An 18,164-nucleotide genomic window follows, 5' to 3' on the forward strand; every position below is an offset into this window, starting at 1 on the left:
CCCGCCCGTGCCGAGCGGGAAAGCACTAGCGTCTCCGGCATGAGCAGTTTCGCCGACTACCAGCACGAGATCTATTTCTCCGGCCTCGCGGGCAACCTCCCCTCGCTACCGATCACGGCGGCGGGACTGGAAGAGCGGGCCCGGGAAGTCCTGGCGCCGGCGGCCTTCAACTACGTGGCGGGCAGCGCCTCGGCCGAGCGCACCGCCGCCGCCAATACCTCGGCCTTCGAGAAGTACCGGCTGCTGCCCCGCATGCTGCGCGGCGCCAGCGGTCCCGGCGCCCGCGACCTGTCGGTCGAGGTGCTCGGAACCCGGCTCGCCGCACCGGTTCTCACCGCACCCATCGGGGTGCTCGGCCTGCTGCACGAGCGCGGCGAGACCGTGGTCGCCGAGGTGACCCGGGAACTGGGCATCGGCATGGTGCTGTCCACCGCCGCCTCCTCCACCATCGAGGAGGCCGGGGCCCTCGCCGGCGACTGGTGGTATCAGCTGTATTGGCCCAATGACGTGGAATTGGCGCGCTCCTTCGTCGAACGCGCCGAAAAGTCCGGCGCCAAAGCGATTGTCGTCACCGTCGACACCCCGAGCCTGGGCTGGCGCCCGCGCGATCTGGAGCTGGCGCACCTGCCGTTCCTGCACGGCAACGGCATTGCCAACTACCTGTCCGATCCGGTCTTTCGCGCCAAGCTCAGCGCCCCGCCCGAGGAGAGCGAGGACGCGCTGCGCATGGCCATCCTCACCTGGGCCGGCCTGTTCGGCAATCATTCGCTGCGCCCCGCCGATATCGCCCGGCTGCGCGACTGGACCGAACTGCCCATCGCGGTGAAGGGCGTGCTGCACCCCGACGACGCCCGCCAGTGCGTGGACGCGGGCGCGGACGCGGTCGTGGTCAGCAATCACGGCGGCCGCCAGGTGGACGGCGCGGTCGCGGCCCTCGACGCCCTGCCCACCATTGTCGCCACCGTCGGCGACCGGGCCGATGTGCTCTTCGATTCCGGTATCCGCACCGGCTCCGATGTCATGATCGCGCTGTCCCTCGGCGCCAAGGCCGTGCTCTACGGCCGCCCCTGGGCCTACGGTCTGGGTCTCGCGGGCCGCGACGGCGTCCGGCACGCGCTGCGCTGCCTGCTCGCGGATTTCGATGCGGCCATGGGGCTTTCGGGCTGCACCTCGCTGTCGGACCTGAGCCGCACCATGATCTCCTCGTTCCGCTGACCGTTTTCGCCGCTCGTCCGGGTTCGCGGCTACCGGCCGGTTAGAATGTGGTTCGTGGCTGTCGAATCCGGCGGCCGTTTTGCGGCCGAACCGAGGTGGCTCACCCCGGAACAGCAACGCGCGTGGCGGGCCTACATGGATGGCAGCCAGCGCCTCATGGCCGACCTCAATCGCCAGTTGCAACGCGACAGCGATCTCTCCTTCGCCGACTACCGCATCCTCGTGAAACTCTCCGAGGCCCCCGGTCGCTCGCTGCGCATGAGCGACCTCGCCGACGGCGTGCTGTCCTCCCGCAGCCGCCTCACCCACCAGATCCGCCGCCTGGAAGCCCAGCGGATGGTGCGCCGCACCGCCTGCGAGGACGACGGCCGCGGCGTGCTGGCCCAGCTCACCGAGGAGGGCATGCGCCGCCTGCGCGCCGCCGCCCCCGGCCACGTGGCCGCCGTCCGCCGCTATTTCATCGACCTGCTCACCCCCCAGCAGCTCGCCGCCGTCGCCGCGGCCCTGGACCTGGTGAACCTGGCCTCGGACCACCGCGCCGGGACCTGAGCCCGGACCTGAGCCGGATCGGGCACTGCTACCATCAGACGCCTGGAAGCGTGGCAGAGCGGCCGAATGCACTCGCCTTGAAAGCGAGCGTCGCGAGAGCGACCGGGGGTTCAAATCCCTCCGCTTCCGCCAAATCTTCACGGTGAGGGTGTGTTTCGTGCGCAGTTGGGTCGGTATGGGAATTGCCGTTCTGGCGCTGCACGTCTTGGGCTGGGGGACCCTGCTGCTGTTCGTGGTGCCCGGCCAGTACGAGGTGCAGGGCGCGGTCTTCGGCGTGGGCCTCGGCGTCACCGCCTACACCCTCGGCATGCGGCACGCCTTCGACGCCGATCACATCGCCGCCATCGACAACACCACCCGCAAACTGGTGGCCGAGAACGGGCGCGACAAGACCCACACCGTCGGGTTCTGGTTCGCGCTCGGGCATTCCACCATCGTCTTCGTCATGGTCGCGCTGCTGGCCTTCGGCGTGCGCGCGCTGGCCGGTTCGCTGGAGGACGAGAGTTCGCCGCTGCACACCTGGACCGGGCTGTGGGGCACCAGTGTCTCCGGCACCTTCCTCATCGCCATCGGCCTGCTGAACCTGGTGTCGCTCCTCGGCATCTGGAAGGTGTTCCGCCGCATGCGCGGTGGCGATCTGGACGAGGCGGAGCTGGAGAAGCAGCTCGACGAGCGCGGCCTGCTGAACCGGATCCTCGGCCCGGTGGTGCGGCTGGTCCGCAAACCCTGGCAGATGTACCCGGTCGGCGTGCTCTTCGGCCTCGGCTTCGACACCGTCACCGAGGTCGGCCTGCTCGTGATCGCCGGCGGCGCGGCCGCGACCGGCCTGCCCTGGTACTCGATTCTCGTGCTGCCCGTGCTGTTTTCGGCCGGTATGGCGCTATTCGATTCGCTCGACGGCTCTTTCATGAGCTACGCCTACGACTGGGCCTTCGCGCGACCGGTCCGCAAGATCTACTACAACCTCATCATCACCGGCCTCTCCGTGGCCGTCGCGCTCCTCATCGGCGTCCAGGAGATCATCTCCATCTTCGTCGAAAGACTCGACATCACTTCGGGTTTCATCGCCTGGATCGGCAACCTCGACCTCGGCGACCTCGGCTTCATCATCGTCGGCCTGTTCGTGCTCACCTGGGCGGTGGCCGTGGCCGTCTGGCGCCTCACGGACATGGAGGCGCGCTGGGAACGCGACCTGGCCGCCGACTGACCTCCGGCACCGGATCAAGCCATACGTCGACCGGGAACCGGTGGCGGCGTTTCACGAGAAGCCACCGCCACCAGTTCCCGGTCGAAGGCGTTTCAGAGGGTGGGGGTCAGCTCAGGAAGCGGGCGATTGTGGCCGGGGCCGTGGCGAAGGCGAGGAATTGGTCGTTTTCGTGGGGGTCGCCGGCGGTGATGCGGACGCCGTCGGTGCCGTAGGGGCGGACCAGGACCCCGGCTTCGGCGCTGGCTTCGCCGTATTCGAGGCTGCGGTCGCCGAGGGGGAGCCAGATGAAGTTGGTTTGGCTCGGGGGGACGGTGTAGCCGGCTTCGAGGAGGGCGGTGCGCATGCGGTCGCGTTCGGCGATTACGGCGTCGGTGCGTTCCAGGAGTTCGTGGCGGGCCTCGAGGGAGGCGATGGCGGCGGCCTGGGCGACCTTGTTGACGCTGAAGGGGATGTGGACCTTCATGAGGGCGGTGATGACGTCGGGGGCGCCCACGGCGTAGCCGACGCGCAGGCCCGCCAGGCCGTAGGCCTTCGAGAAGGTGCGCAGGACAACGACATTGGGGCGGTTGCGGCCGATTTCGATGCCGTTGGGGTGCTCACCGGCGGGGAGGCGGAGGTATTCGTAGTAGGCCTCGTCCAGGACCACGAGAACGTCGGCGGGGACCGCGTCGAGGAAGCGGGTGATCTCGGCTTCGGTGCGGGCGGTGCCGGTGGGGTTGTTCGGGTTGCAGACGAAGACTAGGCGGGTGTTCGGGGTGATGGCGGCCGCGAGAGCGTCCAGGTCGTGGGTGAATTCGCTGTCCAGCGGGACGGTGACGGCCTGGGCGCCGCCGACCCGGGTGACGATCGGGTAGGCCTCGAAGGAGCGCCAGGCGAACAGCACCTCGTCGGCGGGTGCGAGACAGGTGATCTGGACCAGTTCCTGGCACAGCGCCACGCTGCCGCAGCCGACGGCCACGTTCTCCAGCCCCACGCCATTGAAATCCGCTAGCGCCGTGCGCAATTCGATCGCGGCATTGTCGGGATACCGATTGACCGTCTCCGCGGCCTCCGCGATCGCCTTGGCCACCGACGGCAGCGGCGGGAAGGTGGTCTCGTTGCTGGCCAGCTTGACCGCGCCGGGGTGGCTGCGGCCGGCCACGTACGCGGGGATGGCATCCAGGTCCGGTCGAATGTGCGCACTCACCCCTCCACCCTAGGTGGAACCGGGCAGTTGGATGCTGGGTGGTGTCACCGGGTTTGCCGAAAGTGGACGCGACATCGGAAAGTTTCCGGGGACGGCCGGAAAATCTCCGGAACGAGATCACCTCCGAAAAGATTTATCCCGACTTTACCTAGCGCAACTAGTCTGGCTCTATGTCGGGCGTTTACCGCGATCTAGCACCCGTGCACGACACCACCAGGGTCCCCCTCACCGTGATCGAACCCGACGGTCACACCCGCGGCGGCATCGTGGTCCTGCACGAATCACGTGAATTCACCGAGCCATTGCTGGAACTCATGCGCTCGCTGTCGGAGGACGGATGGACCGTGCTGGCCCCCGACCTCTTCCATCGCTCCAATGGCATCGCACCCGACAAGGTGTTCGGCGCCGAGCTGTTCGCCGATTTCGACGCCTGCTTCGACTGGCTCACCGGGCGCGGCGTCTTCCGCGACTGCATCGGCGTGCTCGGCTTCGATTCGGCCGGCACCGCCGCCGCCCTCGTCGCGACCAACAGCCGCATCGGCGCCGCGGTCAGCGTCGCCTGCCCCGGCATCGAATCCGCGCTCACCCCGCAGGCCATCGATCTGGTGACCGCCGTCCCGGATCTGAAGGCCCCTTGGCTGGGCCTGTTCGGCGCCGACGATCCGCGCACCCCGGCCGAGCAGGTCGACCGCCTCCGCGAGGCCGCCGCCCGCGCGGATGTGGCCACCCTGGTCGTCACCTACCCGGGCCTGCACCACCGCCCCGACCATCCGGGCTTCGATCCGGCCGCCCTCGACGACGTCTGCGTCGTCGACGCCCAGACCCGCATCTTCGATTGGTTCGACAGTCACCTGCGCTGACCAGCCGTTTTGCCTATTGGTCGGCTGCTGTGTAATCTTTCGTCCCGGCGGTTCGAAAGGACCGGTGCCCTCGGAAGAGAAGGCTCCAGGAGGCGTGCCAGAGCGGCCGAATGGGACTCACTGCTAATGAGTTGTCCCTTCACGGGGACCGGAGGTTCAAATCCTCTCGCCTCCGCCAAGCCCGGTACGCCGGGTGCCATACAAGTTAATAGCCATGCGCCCGTAGCTCAACGGATAGAGCATCTGACTACGGATCAGAAGGTTGGGAGTTCGAGTCTCTCCGGGCGCGCAGCAAGAAGCCCCGCACCAGTGGTGCGGGGCTTCTTTTTCATATCAAGCGCATTTTTGAATTTCATTTGTCGAATCGAATTGTTCTTTTCCGATTCTCTCCTCAGCAAAGACCACAGCGACTTCACAGGATTGATTGCTTTTCTCTATTGTCATGAGCAATATTTCCTGCAAATCCAAATATCGGATCACCGCCGCGGCGCTCGCGGCCGCGACGATCATGGGTCCCGCCGCCGCGGTGGTCGCGGCCGCACCGGCGCAGGCCGCACCGCTGAGCACGGACGAGGGCACCGGCGTCGGCCGCTTCGACAAGGACGGCTACGACCGCAACGGGTTCGATCGCAACGGCTACGACAAGCGGGGCTACGACCGCAACGGCTACGACCGCAACGGATTCAACAGCGCCGGCCACGACCGGAACGGATTCGACCGCAACGGCTACGACAAGCGCGGCTACGACAAGAAGGGCTTCGACCGATTCGGAAGGGACCGTGACGGTTACGACAGGAGCGGTTTCAACTTGTCCGGATACAACCGCGACGGATATGACCGGAGTGGTTACAACCGGGCCGGCTACGACAAATGGGGATACGACCGCAAGGGCTTCAATAAGCGCGGCTTCGACCGTTACGGCTATGACCGTGCGGGTTACGACCGCTTCGGGTTCGACCGGAAGGGCTTCGACCGCAACGGCAATCCGCGACCGGCGCTCGCCCCGGCCCCGCCCGCACCGCCGCTGCCCGAACCGGTCGAGCAGTTCCTGCGCACGCTGCCCCAGCCCATCGAGCAGGTCGTACGCCCGCCCGTGGAAGCGGTCTTCGCCCTCCTCCCGCGCTGACGCGGGGCCGCATGTGCCCTATCTCACTTCCAGGCGGCGAGATCCGGAAGATCTCCGGTGAGATCCGCGCCCGGATTGCGTCCGATGAGCCAGGCGGCGAGCGCGTGCGCCGGGCCGCTGACGGTGGTGGCCGGGTCGCCGAGGGTTTCGGTGTAGCCGGTGTCGGTCGCGGTGACGGTGAAGCCGGTGGCGCCCTTGGCGGCCTGATCGGCCACCGACTGCGGGAGCAGGCGGGCCACGAAGTCGGCGGGCCAGTCCTGGGTCGTGTAGCCGAAACCCAGGTCGACGTGATGGATCTCGACCTCCAGCAGGCGCATCCACACGACGCGGGTGGCCGGGATCTCGCCGCCCTGCCGATTGCGGACGGTGGTCTCCCAGCGGTCCTCCGGCATGACCCGGGCCAGCGCCAGCCAGCGCTCCGCGGAGGCGGTGAGGTCCTCGAGCTGTTCGCGCAGCGGGCGGGGAGCGCCGGCCTCGATATCGGCCTCGCGCAGGAAAGCGCTTGCGTACTGCGGGGTCTCGATCCCGGTGCGGGCCCACAGCAGCAGGTTGACGAGGCTGTCGGCATTGCGGGACAGATGCGCGAGCACGTGCCCGCGGGTCCAGCCGGGCAGTAGCGACGGTTCGACCAGATCGGCGTCGGAGAGCTTGGTGACGGTATCGAGCAGGCGATCGGTCGCGGCGGCGACAGTGTCGAGCTGGCGGGGGATGGTGAATTCCGTTGCGTCGCTGGTCACATTCCGACCCTACGTTCGGCCACGACGATTTGCACCGCCAGCGCCAGCAACCACAGGGACATGGCGCCCACCTGGATGCGCTGGGCGATGCCGAGACCGTAATTGCCGGACAGATTGTCCGCGATCAGCATCCACGCGGTCACGATCGAGCCGAAGATCAGGATCCACAGGCCGGTGTGCCGCAGGATCGGCCAGCGGTCGTAGGTGAACGCGGCCACGGTGAAGGCGACCATGGCGATGAAGATCGAGAACACCGCCAGCGAACTGGTGAGCGCGTGCACCTGGTGCAGTTGCGGGAACAGGCCGCTGCCACCGGAATCCGCACCGGGTTTCAACGGCCACTGCGCGTCGGCGATGGTGGCCGCGCCGAAGCAGGCCAGCGCGGCCCAGGCGATGGTGGAATACCGCCGGCGCGCGAACAGCAGCAGGCCGCCGATGCCGGCGATCAGCAGCAGGGCGCCGGTCACGGTGTCGCCGGTGGTGAAGAGCCGGCGGTACGGTGCGCCGTCTTCGGCGAGCTGGCTGAGGAAGGTGTTGGTGGGATCGCTGTCGATCGGCAGCACGAATTCCAGGACCCAGGAGGAGTAGCAGATGCCGGCCAGGCCGATGAGCAGGGCGACGCCGTAGCGCAGCAGCCGACGGCGTGATGCGGGTGGCGTACTCGGTGCTGTCTGCTCGGTTGGCGTCATTGCTCGTGCTCGCTTTCGCTGGCCTCGCTGCCCTGCCCATTGTCGCCCATGCGCCCGCCCGGCCGTCACACCTCGCTGGTCAGCGCGTTCAAAACCTGGTCGGCGGCCGTATCGGCGGTTTCGTGCTCCCACACCCGCACCACGGTCCAGCCCGCCGCCCGCAGCCGCGCATCGGTGTCCCGATCGCGCGTCACATTCCCGGCCAGCTTCTCCGCCCACCATTCGGCATTGTTCTTCGGGAAGGTGGCGTGCTCCGGGCAGCTGTGCCAGAAACAGCCGTCCACGTACACCGCGATCTTGCGGCGCGGGAACACGATGTCGGCCCGCCGCCGCAATCCGGGCAGCGGCGCACGATCCACGAAGAACCGCGCCCCGCGCCGATGCAGCTCCTTGCGCAGCGCGATCTCCGGCTCGGTGCCGACACGCCGCTGCCGCGACATGCGCGCACTGGTCGCCGCATCGGTCGGCGGTCGCCGAGCGCTCACCGCACCCCTCCTCCGATCAGGCGGCCTCGCGCGGAAATCCTCCCATTCGATCGAGGTGGTTCTCCACATCGTCGAGGAATCCGGGCGGAAAGCGCAGCGTGCCCATGCGGGTGCGGCGCAGGAATCCCGCGGTGGCGCGGGCGGACAGCAGCCGCACATCGTCGAGGAACCAGCGCAGATCCTCGTACGGCGCGTGAACGGGCCAGGTGGACACCGGAACTCGATGCACCACGCCATCGCGGCCCCACGCGGCCGTCGGCCAGCTGCGGCGGCTGTGCGGTTCGCCCTCCGGGAACGGATCCGCGGCCGGCTCGGCGAGGCGGCCGCCGATCCAGGTCGCCATGCGCACGCTCACCGCATTGCCGACCAGTTTCCAGCGATGCCCGGCGCGCACGCCCGGGACGCCGAGCGCCGGGGCGGTCCACTCGCGGTCGAAACCCTGCAGCCGCTCGGCGTCGGTGATGCCGGGCGTGACGATCTCCCCCGACGGCAGGCGTACTGCCGGCGGGCTCGCAATGCCCAGGCCCGAACCGCCTTTCAGCGTCGGCACCGCGTTCACCGCCCAGCCCAGCCCGCGCGTCCCCTCGGTCCAGTAGAACCCGCACGGATCGTGCGCCGGATCGCCGACCTCCCGCGGCCCGGCATCCGCGCCGAACAGGATCGGCCGCGGATCCTCGGTGCGCGACGCCAGCATGAGCACCCGCTCCCGCCGCTGCGGCAATCCGAAGGCGCGCGCATCGACCACCCGGTAGGCCCACAGGTACCCGAGCTCCTCGAGCGCGGCGGTGATGTGCCGCATGGCCGCTCCGCCGCCCAGCTGCAGCATGAACGGCACATTCTCGATCAACAGCCAGCGCGGCCCCCGCTTGCGCTTGACCAGCCGGAACACCTCGTCCACCAATCCCGAACGCGCCCCGGTGATTCCGGCCGTCCGCCCCGCCTGCGACAGGTCCTGGCACGGGAATCCCGCCGCGACGAGCTCGGTTCCGGCGGGCAGCGACCGCAGCCGCGTCACATCCGAATGCAGTGCCACGCCCGGGAAATGCGCTCCCAGCACCGCCTGCGCGCCCGCGTCGATCTCGCACAGCAATTCGCTGCGGAATCCGTGCGCGGACAGCCCGAGCTCCAGCCCGCCGATCCCGGCGAACAAGCCGACCATCCGCGCGCCCGTCACCACACGTCCCTTCCACCACGGAGTTCCCCTGCCGGCAAGCACGTTACTCGAGTCCCCCGCGCCCAATCGAGATCAACACCGTTCCACACCCCGCCGAGCGGGCATCGGCGCAGGCGAATGCCGGGAACACGCCTGCACCATGACATGCTGGGCAAAGGTCGCGGGGGTGCTGGACGTACGGTTATGGGTGTGACGGAGAGCGGGAGCGAGGATTCGACGACGCCGGCGCCGCGGTGGCCGGCGATTCTGACCTGGCGGGCGCACAATGCGTCGCGGATGGAGTCCGTCCGGGTGGTGCTCAGCGGCAATCGGATTCGCGCGGCGGGACGCATCATCGCCGGCGAATGCGAGGATCATCCGGCCTTCAGCGCCTCCTACGACCTCGTCACCGATGAGAACGGCGTGACGCGGCGGCTGTCGCTGCGCAGCACCCTCGCCACCGGGGAGCGGCACGCGTCGATCGCCCGGGACGAGGAGAACTACTGGCTCATCGACGCCGGTGGCACCCATGTGCGGTCCACCTTCGGCGGGGCCCTCGACGTGGACGTGGTGCTGAGCCCGTTCTTCAACACCCTGCCGATTCGCCGGTACGGGCTGGCGCACGCCAGCGAGGACGTGCAGGTCCCGGTCGTGTACGTGCGCCTGCCCGATCTGCTCGTCGGCGAAGCGAGCCTCACCTACAGCAGCGGCGTGGACGGGATCCACGTGCTGTCGCCGGTGTCCAGCGCCACCGTCACCGTCGACGCCGATGGGTTCCTGCTCGACTATCCGGGGCTCGCCGAACGGATCTGAGTTCAGCCGAGCGAGGTGAGGACGCCGCCATTGCGTCCGGCCGCGGCCAGGCGGGTCAGCCAATCGTGGTCGCCGGGCGCGATACCGGTGATCCGCTCGCGCACCGCGTCCTCGTAGTCGGTGCGGGCGTCATGCCCGGCCGTGGTGAGCTCGGCGAGGGAATCGGTATCACGCAACGCGTCACGGGCCGCCGTGAGCAGGCGCAGCGTGTCGTCCAGGACGTCCACCAGGGCGGTGGCATTCGGTTCGCAGATGGCGCGGACCAGCTCGGGTGCGGTCGCGGCGACGCGGGTGCCGTCGCGGAAGGATCCGGCGGCCAGGCCCAGGGCCAGCGGTCCGCCATTGGCGCCCTGCACGGCCAGGGCCTCGGCCAGCACATGCGGCAGGTGCGAGATGCGGGCGACCGCACTGTCGTGTTCCTCCGACAGCACCGGCACCACGACCGACCCGCAGTCCAGGGCCAGTTCGGCGACTCGACGCCACGGATCCGCGTGCACCTCCGGGTCCACGCTCACCGCCCAGGACGCGCCCTTGAACAGGTCGGGAGTGGATGCGGCCCAGCCGGATTCACTGGTGCCCGCCATGGGGTGCCCGCCCACGAAGCGCGCGGACAGCTCGTGCCGGTGCACCGATTCCCGGACCGGGCCCTTCACGCTGATCACATCGGTGAGCGCGCAGTCCGGGGCGAACAGCTTCACATCCGAGAGCATCGCGTCCAGGGCGGGCATGGGCACGCCGATGACGATCAGCGCGTCGCGCTCCGCGGCCCGCCGCAGCACCGCCTCCGCATCGCTGCCCACCTCGAATCCGTCGGCGCGCGCGGCCGCCGCACCCGGCTCCGACCGGTTGTATCCCCATGCTTCGTACCCGGCCGCGGCCGCGGCGCGCAGCACCGATCCGCCGATCAAACCGGTGCCGAGGACACAGACAGCTGCTTTCGGATCGCCCGTCATGCGATCAGATTCGCATACGACTTCAACATTTCCCCCGAAGCGGACTACCGTTGCGGCCATGGCAGCACAACGCTCGAGCACGAACAGGGCGGCGTCGGACGATTACGACGACGTGGAAGGGTTCGCAGTGGCGGTTGTCCGCGAAGAAACAACGTGGAAATGCACGCCGCTGTCCGCGGCGGCATTGAACAGTCTGTCCGCGGCCGAGCAGGAGCTGCGCGACCTGAGAAGTTCCGGCGCCACCTTCGGCCTGCTCGACGTCGACGACGAATTCTTCATCATCCTGCGTCCCGGCCCCACGGGCAGCCGCATCCTGCTGTCCGACGCCACCGCCGCGATCGATTACGACATCGCGGCCGATGTGCTCGAAGAGCTGAATATCGAAATTCCGGATATCGACCCGGACGATATCGACGACATCGAGCCCTGGGAGGAAGGCGACCTCGCCGTCCTGGCCGATCTCGGCCTCCCCGAACCCGTCCTGTCGGTCATCCTCGCCGAGACCGATCTCTATCCCGACGAACAACTCGGCATGATCGCCCAGCGCCTGGGCTTCGCCAATGAGTTCGCCGCCGTCCTGGACAAACTCCCGCGCTGAGCGCATGACCACCGACACCCCCCGCGGCACCGCCCCGGCCCCCCGGCCCGGCGGTGCCGCCCTGCTATCCGACGAAGCCATGGTCCGCGTCGCCCTCGCCGCCGCGGCCGCCGCCGACGGCCGTGACGTCCCCGTGGGCGCGGTCGTCTTCGACTCCGAGGGCCGCGAACTGGCCCGCGCCGCGAACGCCCGCGAGGCCCTCGGCGACCCGACCGCCCACGCCGAGGTGCTGGCCCTGCGCGCGGCGGCCCGTGTCATGGGCGACGGCTGGCGCCTGGACGGCGCGACCCTGGCCGTCACCCTGGAACCGTGCACCATGTGCGCGGGCGCGATCACCCTCGCCCGCGTGGGCAAACTCGTCTTCGGCGCCTGGGAACCCAAGACCGGCGCCGTCGGCTCCCTCTGGGACGTGGTCCGTGACCGACGTCTCAACCACCGCCCCCAGGTCCGCGGTGGCGTCCTCGAATCCGAATGCGCTGCTCTCCTGGATGATTTCTTCAAATCCCAGCGCCCCTAGCAACCTGTTCAGCCGATTTCGGTATTCACCGGGTCATCCGGTAAAGTCACCGGCGGTGGCGTGTCCGAGCGGCCTAAGGAGCACGCCTCGAAAGCGTGTGAGGGGTAACCCCCCTCCGAGGGTTCAAATCCCTCCGCCACCGCCACGAGCCCCTCATCTGCCTCAGATGAGGGGCTCTTCCATTGCAGGGATGGGGCAAACCTCAGGCCCGATAGGTGTCGTGAAACGCCTCGCGGACGATCGTGGCGTCGGGGGCGTCACGGCCCGCTATTTCCTCGACCACCTCGGCCACGCGCCAGAAGCTGGACGGGACCAGTCGCCCGGACGTCACGGCTGTGAGCGCGACATGTGCCGCCTCGTCCGGTTTGTCGGCTGCCACAAGGGCAAGTCCCAGATCCAGATTCGCCGTTGCGATGCGGCGAGGCCGGATCGCAACGGCGTCAGCGAGTTCGGAGAGAACGTGGCGCGCGTAGGTTTCCGCGGCCGGATCACCCAGCCAGGCCAGGGTTGTCGCGATGTAGGAATCCGACTTCGCCGGGGCGTATCGGAAGTGATGCTCAGGCCGATCGGGAATCTGAATGCCGGATACCAGCCGGGTCACTAGATGCAACGCGGCGTACGTTCCTTTGCTGTCGCCGAGGCGAGCCAGCGCTCGGCCTTCCTGCGCTGTCGCCTGAACGAATGCCGAACCACCTTGTGGGGCAATGGCTTGCGCCGCCCGCGACAGCTGAGCCGCCGCAAGGAAGTCACCGGCGGTCAACTGCTGCCATGCCCGCGTTTCGAGGCACCATGCGGCGATTTCCGGATGCGCTGCCTCCGTGGCTATCTCCCGAGCCAAGCGCAAGCGCGCCGCCGCCGCGCCAAGCTGGCCGAGATCGATATGGCACGTACCCGCCAAGAGTGACAGCCAGCCGACCGCGACGATCAGGCGTCGGTGATCGCCCAGGGACTTCCTGCCGTCCATGAGATGCGATCCATAACGACGGAGCATAGAGCTCAACGAGTCAACCCAGTTCTGCGGCGGTGGTTCCGAAACGACCTCGACCGGGAACTGGTGGCGGTGGCTTCTCGCGAAATGCCGCCACCATCTCCCGGTCGGCGGTGTTTCGGATCGCGGCTGTTCGTTCAGTTGTCGTAACGGAAGCGGCACGCGAGGATCTCGACCACTTCGTCCGTGCATCGATACACCATTCGATGTTCGTCGGTGACGCGCCGCGACCACCACCCGGACAGGTTGTTGCGCAACGGCTCCGGCTTACCGATGCCGTCCGCGTTGCCATTGCGGGCGGTGTCGTCGATCAGCCGATTCAGCTTCCGTAACACCGCTCGATCATTGACCTGCCACCACTGATAGTCATCCCACGCATTCGGGTCGAACAGGATCTTGCGGCTCACGCATCGGCCTCGCCATCATCGACCTGAATCAGTTCGTGGTGTTCGAGTTCGCCGCGTTCGGCGCGGTCGATCGCTTCCATGAGACGGCGGGCGTTGGCGCGGCTGGACAGCAAATAGCTGGTTTCTTTCAGCGCCGACCATTCCCGCAGGCTGATCACGACGGCCGCTTCTTTGCCTCCGCTGCGGGTGATGATCACCTCGTCGTTGTCTTCGGTAGCGGCGTCCAGGACGGCCGCGAAGTTGGCCCGTGCCTCTGTGGCGTGCATGGCTCGCATGGTGCTGCTCCCTCAGTCGATGACGCCAGTGTACGGGATCGCGTACTGAATCAGATACACATAATGCGCAAGGGGTCAGCGCATGGTGATCCGTTAGAGGAACTGGGCGAGGGTGCCGGTGCTCGGGTCTATCGGGAGGGGGAAGCCGTTGGCTATGCAGGAGCTGCCGGCGTTGAGGCCTACTCGGTGGACTTCTATGTCTAGGCGGCGGCCTGTTTCTTCGGGGGCGCCGGGTGGGGAGTAGATGACGTCGAGGGTGTGCCAGCCCAGGCGGGTGGGGGTCCAGGAGGCGTAGCCGCCGTTGGGGCCGCCTTCGGGGGAGGGGTCGGGGAGGACCGGGTAGGGGGCGCCGTCTATCCAGATGGTTGCCGAGGCCACGTCTCGGTTGGGGATGCTGACGCCGACCTTGTGGGCGCAGCCCATGACGGGGCCTTGGTTGCCGGTGTACAGGACGATGGGGCCGCCCACGTAGGCCGAGGCGGTGCCCGGTGCCAGGGAGAGGAGTAGGGCGGCGGCTGCGGTGGTCAGGGTCAGCCGGGTGGGGGAGAGCTTCATGGTGGTGGCTCCTCGGGGGTCGGATGGTCCGATCACGTGCCAACAGCCGAGCTCAGGAGATCGTACGCGCCGCGAATGACGATCGTGCCCGCGCGCCGCCAAGAGACGATCGCCCCCAACCCGGACCGGGTTGGGGGCGATCGTCATTGATGCACGGTCAGCTGACGCCGACCGGTTCCCTCTTGGACATGTCGACGGGGGCCGAGGCTGCTTGGAGTTCGCGCAGCTTGGTGCCTTCCACATCGATGTCGGGGAGGATGCGGTCCAGCCACTTGGGCATCCACCAGGACCAGGGACCCATCAGGACGAGCAGGGATGGGATGAGGACCATGCGGACGAGGAAGGCGTCGAGCAGGACGCCGGCCGCGAGCGCGAAGCCGAAGGACTTGGCGGTGGCGTCGGATTCCAGCAGGAAGGATCCGAAGACGGAGATCATGATGATGGCCGCGGAGGTCACGACGCGGGCGCCGTGGTGGTAGCCGCTCATCATGGCGTGCTTGGCGGACTTGCCGCGCACGAACTCCTCGCGCATGCGGGTCACCAGGAACACCTGGTAATCCATGGCCAGGCCGAAGACCAAGCCGATCAACATGATCGGCAGGAAGCTGACCAGCGGGCGCGGATCGTCGATCAGGCCGAAGGTGCCCTTCTGGAAGATCAGCACCGTCGCGCCGAAGGTGGCCGCCATGGAGAGCAGGAAGCCCAGGGCGGCGGTCAACGGCACCAGGATCGACCGGAACACCAGGATGAGCAGGATGAACGCGGCGCCGGCGACGATGGCCAGATAGGGCACGATCTTGCTCAGCAGGGCGTGGTCGACATCCGCGTAAATGGCTGTGGTGCCGGTGATTCCGTACTCGATGCCGTACTCGGCCTGCAGCTTGCCCTCGGCGTCGCGGGCGTCGCGCACCAGATCCTTGGTGGCCTGGTTGTTCGGCCCGGACTCGGGCACGGCATTGAGCATGGCGCCCTGGCCGTCCTCGCTGAACACCGGCGCGGTCACGTAATCCATGCCCGGATAGGAGGCGAGCTCCTCGCGCAGCGCGTTGGCCGCTTCCTCGCGCCGGTCCGCGGCGACGCCGCTCAGATCGGTGGCGACCATGAGCACACCATTGCTGCCCTCGCCGAAGCCCGCGGTGCGCAGCTCGTACGCCTTGCGGACGGTGGACGTCTTGGGCATGGCGTCCTCGCCGGGCAGGCCCAGCTCCAGACCGGCGGCGGGCGCGGCGAGCGCGCCGAGCACCAGCACGCTCAGCAGCAGGGTCACCGCGGGCGCCTTGCCGATGAGGCGGGCGAAACGCTCGCCATTGGTGACCGAGGTGTCGTCCTCGGGGTCGTGCTTGGCGACCAGCGGCAGCTTCGGCTTGAACAGGAACCGGCCGAGCGCGCCCATCAGCGCCGGCATCAGCGTGATGGCGGTGAGCACCGCGAACGCGGCCGCGATGGCGCCGCCCAGACCCAGGAAGGTCAGGAATTCCACGCCGACGATGCTCAGCCCGACCAGCGCGATGATCACGGTCAGACCGGCGAAAACCACCGCCGAGCCCGCGGTGCCGAGCGCGACGCCGGCCGCTTCCTCGGGCGAATCCTGAACGGACAGTTCGGATTTGTACCGCGACACGATGAACAGCGCGTAGTCGATGGACAGCGCGATGCCGATCATGGAGGCCAGGAAGGTGGTGAAGCTGGGCACCTCGATGACGGAGGTGCCGAGGAAGATCACCGAGGTGGCCGCGCCGAGGCCCACGATGGCGGTGACGATCGGAACGAAGGCCGCGACGATGGCGCCGAAGGCCACCATCATGACGACCAGCGCCACCGCCATGCCGATCAGCTCGGCCTTACCGCTGGGCTGCTCCTGCTCGGTGGCGATGGAGCCGCTCATCTCCACGGTCAGCCCGGCGTCGCGGGCCACATCGGCGATGTCGTAGGCCGCCTTGCGATCGTCGGCCTTGATATCGGTGAAGTTGGGAATGGTGAACGGCACATTGAGCACCGCGACCGAGTCGGGATCGGTCTTGCCCAGCACGTTCAGCGGCGCCTCGGAGCATTTCGAGACATCGCGATCGGCGCCGAGGCAGCCCATCTTCTCGGCGATGTCGACCGGATTGACCAGCGGCTTGCTGTGGTCGACGATGCCGAGTTCACCGAGCTTGACGATGAGGGCGTCGATGGCCTTCTTGTTCTTCTCATCGGTCAGCTTCCCGCCCTCGGGGGCGGCGATGACGTAGGTGCCGGTGACGGCCTCGAACTTGAAGGCTTCCGACGCGCCGGGGAAGTGCTTGTCGAGAATCTCGTTGGCCCGCGCGGACGGCAGCTCGGGCATGCTGAAGTCATTGCTCATGGGCTCCTTGAGCTGCGCGCCCAGGCCGCCGAGCAGCATGAACAGCAGGAGCCAGACTGGTAAGACGATCCATTTGCGGCGGAAGGCGAATTTGCCCCACCGGTAGAGATATACGGACACGAGGGGTCTCCTGGCGTTATTTCTCGAGGCTTTGCTTTGGGCGCGTAGGCAGCAATTGCCGCGGGAGCCCCTGCCCGGCTCTGTCCGCCTCCACGTGATAAATCTGCCTACCGTGCGGTAGGTAGACTACCGACCCGGAAAGTGGAGGAACAACCTCAATTTTTCCGGCGTTACTCGCACCGCGACGCGAGGTGAAAGGATGGGATCATGGGTGGACATGCCGTCTCGGAGACCGTTGTCGCAGGTAGAAGCACCAAGGACGCGATTCGTGACGCCGCCATCCGGTTATTTACCAGCAAAGGTTTCGAGCAGAGCAGCCTCCGCGAGGTCGCCGATGCGGTGGGAATCACAAAGGCTTCGCTCTACTATCACTACGCTTCCAAGGTCGATCTGCTGGTCGCCATCATCGAGCCGATCTTCGACGGCATGCGCGCGACGGTGGAAAGCCTGGAGGGCAAGCCCCATTCACCGGAAGCCGTGCGCGCGGTATTGCACGATCACCTGCACGATATGCTCGGCCACCGCACCGCCGGCGTGCTGTGCATGCGCGATACCGTCGCCATCGTCAATGCCCTCGGCAATCGCTATCCGGACATGATCGATTTGCACCACCGCATGGTCGAATGGCTGGCCGGCCCGGACGCCGGCGATGAGGCGATCATGCGCGCCGCGGCGGCGATGCAGGTGCTCAGCGTGGCTTTCATGTCGCAGGAAGCGGTGCCGGAGGCCTCCGAGGAGCTCATCGAAAGCGTGTTGCTGGAATCCGCGCTCGGCGTGCTGAATCCGAGGGGATAAAGTTTCGCTTCGCCGACCACGAGATCAGGAGTAACCGTGCACATCACCGCGAAAGTCGATTACGCGGTGCGCACCTTGGTCGAAATCGCTAAGGCGCAGCAGGATTCGGTGAAGGCCGATGCCATTGTGCTCGCGCAGGACATTCCGCCGAAGGTGCTGGAATCGGTGGCGGCGGATCTGCGCAAGGGCGGATTGGTGACCAGCCGCCGCGGCCCGGACGGCGGGTACCGGCTGGCCCGGCCCGCCGGGCAGATCAGCATCGCGGATGTCATTCGCACCGTGGAGGGCCCGCTCGCCTCGGTGCGCGGGCAGCGCCCGGAGGATGTCGCTTATACGGGCGCGGCCGAGCCGTTGCAGCGGGTGTGGATCGGTCTGCGGGTGAACATCCGCGCGGTGCTCGAGCGGGTGAGCATCGCCGATATCGCCAATGACCTGCTGCCGCCCTTCCTGGACGAGCTGCTGCACGATCCGGATGCCTGGACCCGCCGCGCCCGCCCGGTGAACGGTCCGGCCGAGGTGTACGAGAGCAATCCCGCCACCGAATGGCGAGATCTGGATCAATCAGACATCTAGCACAAGCCGGACATGTGAA

General features: G+C 67.7%; 21 protein-coding genes and 4 tRNA genes. 14 read left to right on the forward strand and 11 right to left on the reverse strand.

Annotated features, from left to right (window positions below):
* Positions 1-39: 39 nt before the first annotated feature.
* The 4 genes from ACYQ5L_RS01140 (at position 40) to nicT (ending at position 2,971) form a co-directional block, all read left to right on the forward strand.
* Complete coding sequence (locus tag ACYQ5L_RS01140; protein WP_459954964.1) at positions 40-1,215, forward strand: lactate 2-monooxygenase; 1,176 nt, start codon at positions 40-42, stop codon at positions 1,213-1,215.
* 45 nt (positions 1,216-1,260) lie between these two features.
* Positions 1,261-1,764, forward strand: coding sequence for a MarR family winged helix-turn-helix transcriptional regulator (locus tag ACYQ5L_RS01145; protein ID WP_459954965.1), 504 nt, complete (start codon positions 1,261-1,263; stop codon positions 1,762-1,764).
* 44 nt (positions 1,765-1,808) lie between these two features.
* Positions 1,809-1,896, forward strand: a tRNA-Ser gene (locus ACYQ5L_RS01150).
* A gap of 43 nt (positions 1,897-1,939) precedes the next feature.
* The gene (gene nicT / locus ACYQ5L_RS01155; RefSeq protein WP_459954966.1) at positions 1,940-2,971 is read left to right on the forward strand and encodes a Nickel transporter NicT; all 1,032 of its coding nucleotides are present in this window, start codon (positions 1,940-1,942) and stop codon (positions 2,969-2,971) included.
* 106 nt (positions 2,972-3,077) lie between these two features.
* Here the strand turns inward: nicT and hisC are convergent, their stop codons facing one another.
* Complete coding sequence (hisC, locus tag ACYQ5L_RS01160; protein WP_459954967.1) at positions 3,078-4,157, reverse strand: histidinol-phosphate transaminase; 1,080 nt, start codon at positions 4,155-4,157, stop codon at positions 3,078-3,080.
* Between the two features lie 170 nt (positions 4,158-4,327).
* Here hisC and ACYQ5L_RS01165 point away from each other — a divergent pair, with 170 nt between their 5' ends.
* The 4 genes from ACYQ5L_RS01165 to ACYQ5L_RS01180 all read left to right on the forward strand — a co-directional run bounded on the left by ACYQ5L_RS01165 (position 4,328) and on the right by ACYQ5L_RS01180 (position 6,143).
* Positions 4,328-5,017 (forward strand): dienelactone hydrolase family protein, encoded by a 690-nt coding sequence (locus ACYQ5L_RS01165; protein WP_459954968.1) that lies wholly within the window; start codon positions 4,328-4,330, stop codon positions 5,015-5,017.
* An 88-nt stretch (positions 5,018-5,105) separates the two neighbouring features.
* A tRNA-Ser gene (locus tag ACYQ5L_RS01170) sits at positions 5,106-5,195 on the forward strand.
* Positions 5,196-5,233: 38 nt separating this feature from the next.
* Positions 5,234-5,306 (forward strand) — tRNA-Arg (locus tag ACYQ5L_RS01175).
* Positions 5,307-5,459: 153 nt separating this feature from the next.
* On the forward strand, positions 5,460-6,143 hold the full coding sequence (locus ACYQ5L_RS01180) for a hypothetical protein (RefSeq protein WP_459954969.1): 684 nt from the start codon (positions 5,460-5,462) through the stop codon (positions 6,141-6,143).
* Between the two features lie 23 nt (positions 6,144-6,166).
* Here ACYQ5L_RS01180 and ACYQ5L_RS01185 read toward each other — a convergent pair whose 3' ends face one another.
* The 4 genes from ACYQ5L_RS01185 to ACYQ5L_RS01200 all read right to left on the reverse strand — a co-directional run bounded on the left by ACYQ5L_RS01185 (position 6,167) and on the right by ACYQ5L_RS01200 (position 9,213).
* Positions 6,167-6,880: a maleylpyruvate isomerase family mycothiol-dependent enzyme gene (locus ACYQ5L_RS01185; protein ID WP_459954970.1), complete on the reverse strand. Its 714-nt coding sequence runs from the start codon at positions 6,878-6,880 to the stop codon at positions 6,167-6,169.
* Positions 6,877-7,569, reverse strand: coding sequence for a DUF998 domain-containing protein (locus ACYQ5L_RS01190; protein ID WP_459954971.1), 693 nt, complete (start codon positions 7,567-7,569; stop codon positions 6,877-6,879). The genes ACYQ5L_RS01185 and ACYQ5L_RS01190 overlap by 4 nt, the downstream gene beginning before the upstream one ends.
* Before the next feature lie 65 nt (positions 7,570-7,634).
* Positions 7,635-8,054 carry a very short patch repair endonuclease gene (locus tag ACYQ5L_RS01195; RefSeq protein WP_459954972.1) on the reverse strand — a complete coding sequence of 140 codons (420 nt, stop codon included), beginning with the start codon at positions 8,052-8,054 and terminating at the stop codon, positions 7,635-7,637.
* 16 nt (positions 8,055-8,070) lie between these two features.
* The gene (locus tag ACYQ5L_RS01200) at positions 8,071-9,213 is read right to left on the reverse strand and encodes a DNA cytosine methyltransferase (RefSeq protein ID WP_459963285.1); all 1,143 of its coding nucleotides are present in this window, start codon (positions 9,211-9,213) and stop codon (positions 8,071-8,073) included.
* Positions 9,214-9,411: 198 nt separating this feature from the next.
* Here ACYQ5L_RS01200 and ACYQ5L_RS01205 point away from each other — a divergent pair, with 198 nt between their 5' ends.
* Entirely contained in the window at positions 9,412-10,020 is a 609-nt protein-coding gene (locus tag ACYQ5L_RS01205) for a putative glycolipid-binding domain-containing protein (RefSeq protein WP_459954973.1), read from the forward strand.
* Between the two features lie 2 nt (positions 10,021-10,022).
* Here ACYQ5L_RS01205 and ACYQ5L_RS01210 read toward each other — a convergent pair whose 3' ends face one another.
* A complete protein-coding gene (locus tag ACYQ5L_RS01210; protein ID WP_459954974.1) occupies positions 10,023-10,973 on the reverse strand; it encodes a prephenate dehydrogenase in 951 nt (316 codons plus the stop codon).
* 58 nt (positions 10,974-11,031) lie between these two features.
* Between ACYQ5L_RS01210 and ACYQ5L_RS01215 the strand changes: the two genes are divergently transcribed.
* The 3 genes from ACYQ5L_RS01215 to ACYQ5L_RS01225 all read left to right on the forward strand — a co-directional run bounded on the left by ACYQ5L_RS01215 (position 11,032) and on the right by ACYQ5L_RS01225 (position 12,233).
* On the forward strand, positions 11,032-11,571 hold the full coding sequence (locus tag ACYQ5L_RS01215) for a tRNA adenosine deaminase-associated protein (protein WP_379194060.1): 540 nt from the start codon (positions 11,032-11,034) through the stop codon (positions 11,569-11,571).
* A 79-nt stretch (positions 11,572-11,650) separates the two neighbouring features.
* Entirely contained in the window at positions 11,651-12,088 is a 438-nt protein-coding gene (locus tag ACYQ5L_RS01220; protein ID WP_459963286.1) for a nucleoside deaminase, read from the forward strand.
* Between the two features lie 54 nt (positions 12,089-12,142).
* Positions 12,143-12,233: transfer RNA gene (locus ACYQ5L_RS01225), tRNA-Ser, on the forward strand.
* A gap of 57 nt (positions 12,234-12,290) precedes the next feature.
* Here ACYQ5L_RS01225 and ACYQ5L_RS01230 read toward each other — a convergent pair.
* From ACYQ5L_RS01230 to ACYQ5L_RS01250, 5 genes are all read right to left on the reverse strand, one after another.
* A complete protein-coding gene (locus tag ACYQ5L_RS01230) occupies positions 12,291-13,052 on the reverse strand; it encodes an NsdA family TPR-like regulatory protein (protein WP_459954975.1) in 762 nt (253 codons plus the stop codon).
* A 161-nt stretch (positions 13,053-13,213) separates the two neighbouring features.
* On the reverse strand, positions 13,214-13,483 hold the full coding sequence (locus tag ACYQ5L_RS01235) for a Txe/YoeB family addiction module toxin (protein ID WP_459954976.1): 270 nt from the start codon (positions 13,481-13,483) through the stop codon (positions 13,214-13,216).
* Entirely contained in the window at positions 13,480-13,758 is a 279-nt protein-coding gene (locus tag ACYQ5L_RS01240) for a type II toxin-antitoxin system Phd/YefM family antitoxin (RefSeq protein ID WP_459954977.1), read from the reverse strand. The genes ACYQ5L_RS01235 and ACYQ5L_RS01240 overlap by 4 nt, the downstream gene beginning before the upstream one ends.
* A 93-nt stretch (positions 13,759-13,851) precedes the next feature.
* Positions 13,852-14,313 carry a hypothetical protein gene (locus ACYQ5L_RS01245; RefSeq protein WP_459954978.1) on the reverse strand — a complete coding sequence of 154 codons (462 nt, stop codon included), beginning with the start codon at positions 14,311-14,313 and terminating at the stop codon, positions 13,852-13,854.
* Positions 14,314-14,470: 157 nt separating this feature from the next.
* Positions 14,471-16,777, reverse strand: coding sequence for an MMPL family transporter (locus ACYQ5L_RS01250; protein WP_459954979.1), 2,307 nt, complete (start codon positions 16,775-16,777; stop codon positions 14,471-14,473).
* 207 nt (positions 16,778-16,984) lie between these two features.
* On the opposite strand from ACYQ5L_RS01250, the gene ACYQ5L_RS01255 reads away from it, so the two are divergent.
* Positions 16,985-17,572 carry a TetR/AcrR family transcriptional regulator gene (locus tag ACYQ5L_RS01255; RefSeq protein ID WP_459954980.1) on the forward strand — a complete coding sequence of 196 codons (588 nt, stop codon included), beginning with the start codon at positions 16,985-16,987 and terminating at the stop codon, positions 17,570-17,572.
* A 36-nt stretch (positions 17,573-17,608) separates the two neighbouring features.
* A complete protein-coding gene (locus tag ACYQ5L_RS01260; RefSeq protein WP_459954981.1) occupies positions 17,609-18,145 on the forward strand; it encodes an RrF2 family transcriptional regulator in 537 nt (178 codons plus the stop codon).
* Positions 18,146-18,164 lie beyond the last annotated feature (19 nt).

Source organism: Nocardia sp. IFM 10818 (assembly GCF_054655275.1).

Excerpts from the sequence above, each read along its gene's own strand:
- ACYQ5L_RS01165 (WP_459954968.1), top strand. The coding sequence starts at position 4,328 with ATGTCGGGCGTTTACCGCGATCTAGCACCCGTGCACGACACCACCAGG.
- ACYQ5L_RS01255 (WP_459954980.1), top strand. The coding sequence starts at position 16,985 with ATGGGTGGACATGCCGTCTCGGAGACCGTTGTCGCAGGTAGAAGCACC.
- ACYQ5L_RS01145 (WP_459954965.1), top strand. The coding sequence starts at position 1,261 with ATGTGGTTCGTGGCTGTCGAATCCGGCGGCCGTTTTGCGGCCGAACCG.
- ACYQ5L_RS01220 (WP_459963286.1), top strand. The coding sequence starts at position 11,651 with ATGGTCCGCGTCGCCCTCGCCGCCGCGGCCGCCGCCGACGGCCGTGAC.
- ACYQ5L_RS01190 (WP_459954971.1), bottom strand. The coding sequence starts at position 7,569 with ATGACGCCAACCGAGCAGACAGCACCGAGTACGCCACCCGCATCACGC.
- ACYQ5L_RS01210 (WP_459954974.1), bottom strand. The coding sequence starts at position 10,973 with ATGACGGGCGATCCGAAAGCAGCTGTCTGTGTCCTCGGCACCGGTTTG.
- ACYQ5L_RS01240 (WP_459954977.1), bottom strand. The coding sequence starts at position 13,758 with ATGCGAGCCATGCACGCCACAGAGGCACGGGCCAACTTCGCGGCCGTC.
- ACYQ5L_RS01200 (WP_459963285.1), bottom strand. The coding sequence starts at position 9,213 with ATGGTCGGCTTGTTCGCCGGGATCGGCGGGCTGGAGCTCGGGCTGTCC.
- ACYQ5L_RS01205 (WP_459954973.1), top strand. The coding sequence starts at position 9,412 with ATGGGTGTGACGGAGAGCGGGAGCGAGGATTCGACGACGCCGGCGCCG.
- ACYQ5L_RS01215 (WP_379194060.1), top strand. The coding sequence starts at position 11,032 with ATGGCAGCACAACGCTCGAGCACGAACAGGGCGGCGTCGGACGATTAC.
- ACYQ5L_RS01245 (WP_459954978.1), bottom strand. The coding sequence starts at position 14,313 with ATGAAGCTCTCCCCCACCCGGCTGACCCTGACCACCGCAGCCGCCGCC.
- ACYQ5L_RS01140 (WP_459954964.1), top strand. The coding sequence starts at position 40 with ATGAGCAGTTTCGCCGACTACCAGCACGAGATCTATTTCTCCGGCCTC.
- nicT (WP_459954966.1), top strand. The coding sequence starts at position 1,940 with ATGGGAATTGCCGTTCTGGCGCTGCACGTCTTGGGCTGGGGGACCCTG.
- ACYQ5L_RS01180 (WP_459954969.1), top strand. The coding sequence starts at position 5,460 with ATGAGCAATATTTCCTGCAAATCCAAATATCGGATCACCGCCGCGGCG.
- ACYQ5L_RS01230 (WP_459954975.1), bottom strand. The coding sequence starts at position 13,052 with ATGGACGGCAGGAAGTCCCTGGGCGATCACCGACGCCTGATCGTCGCG.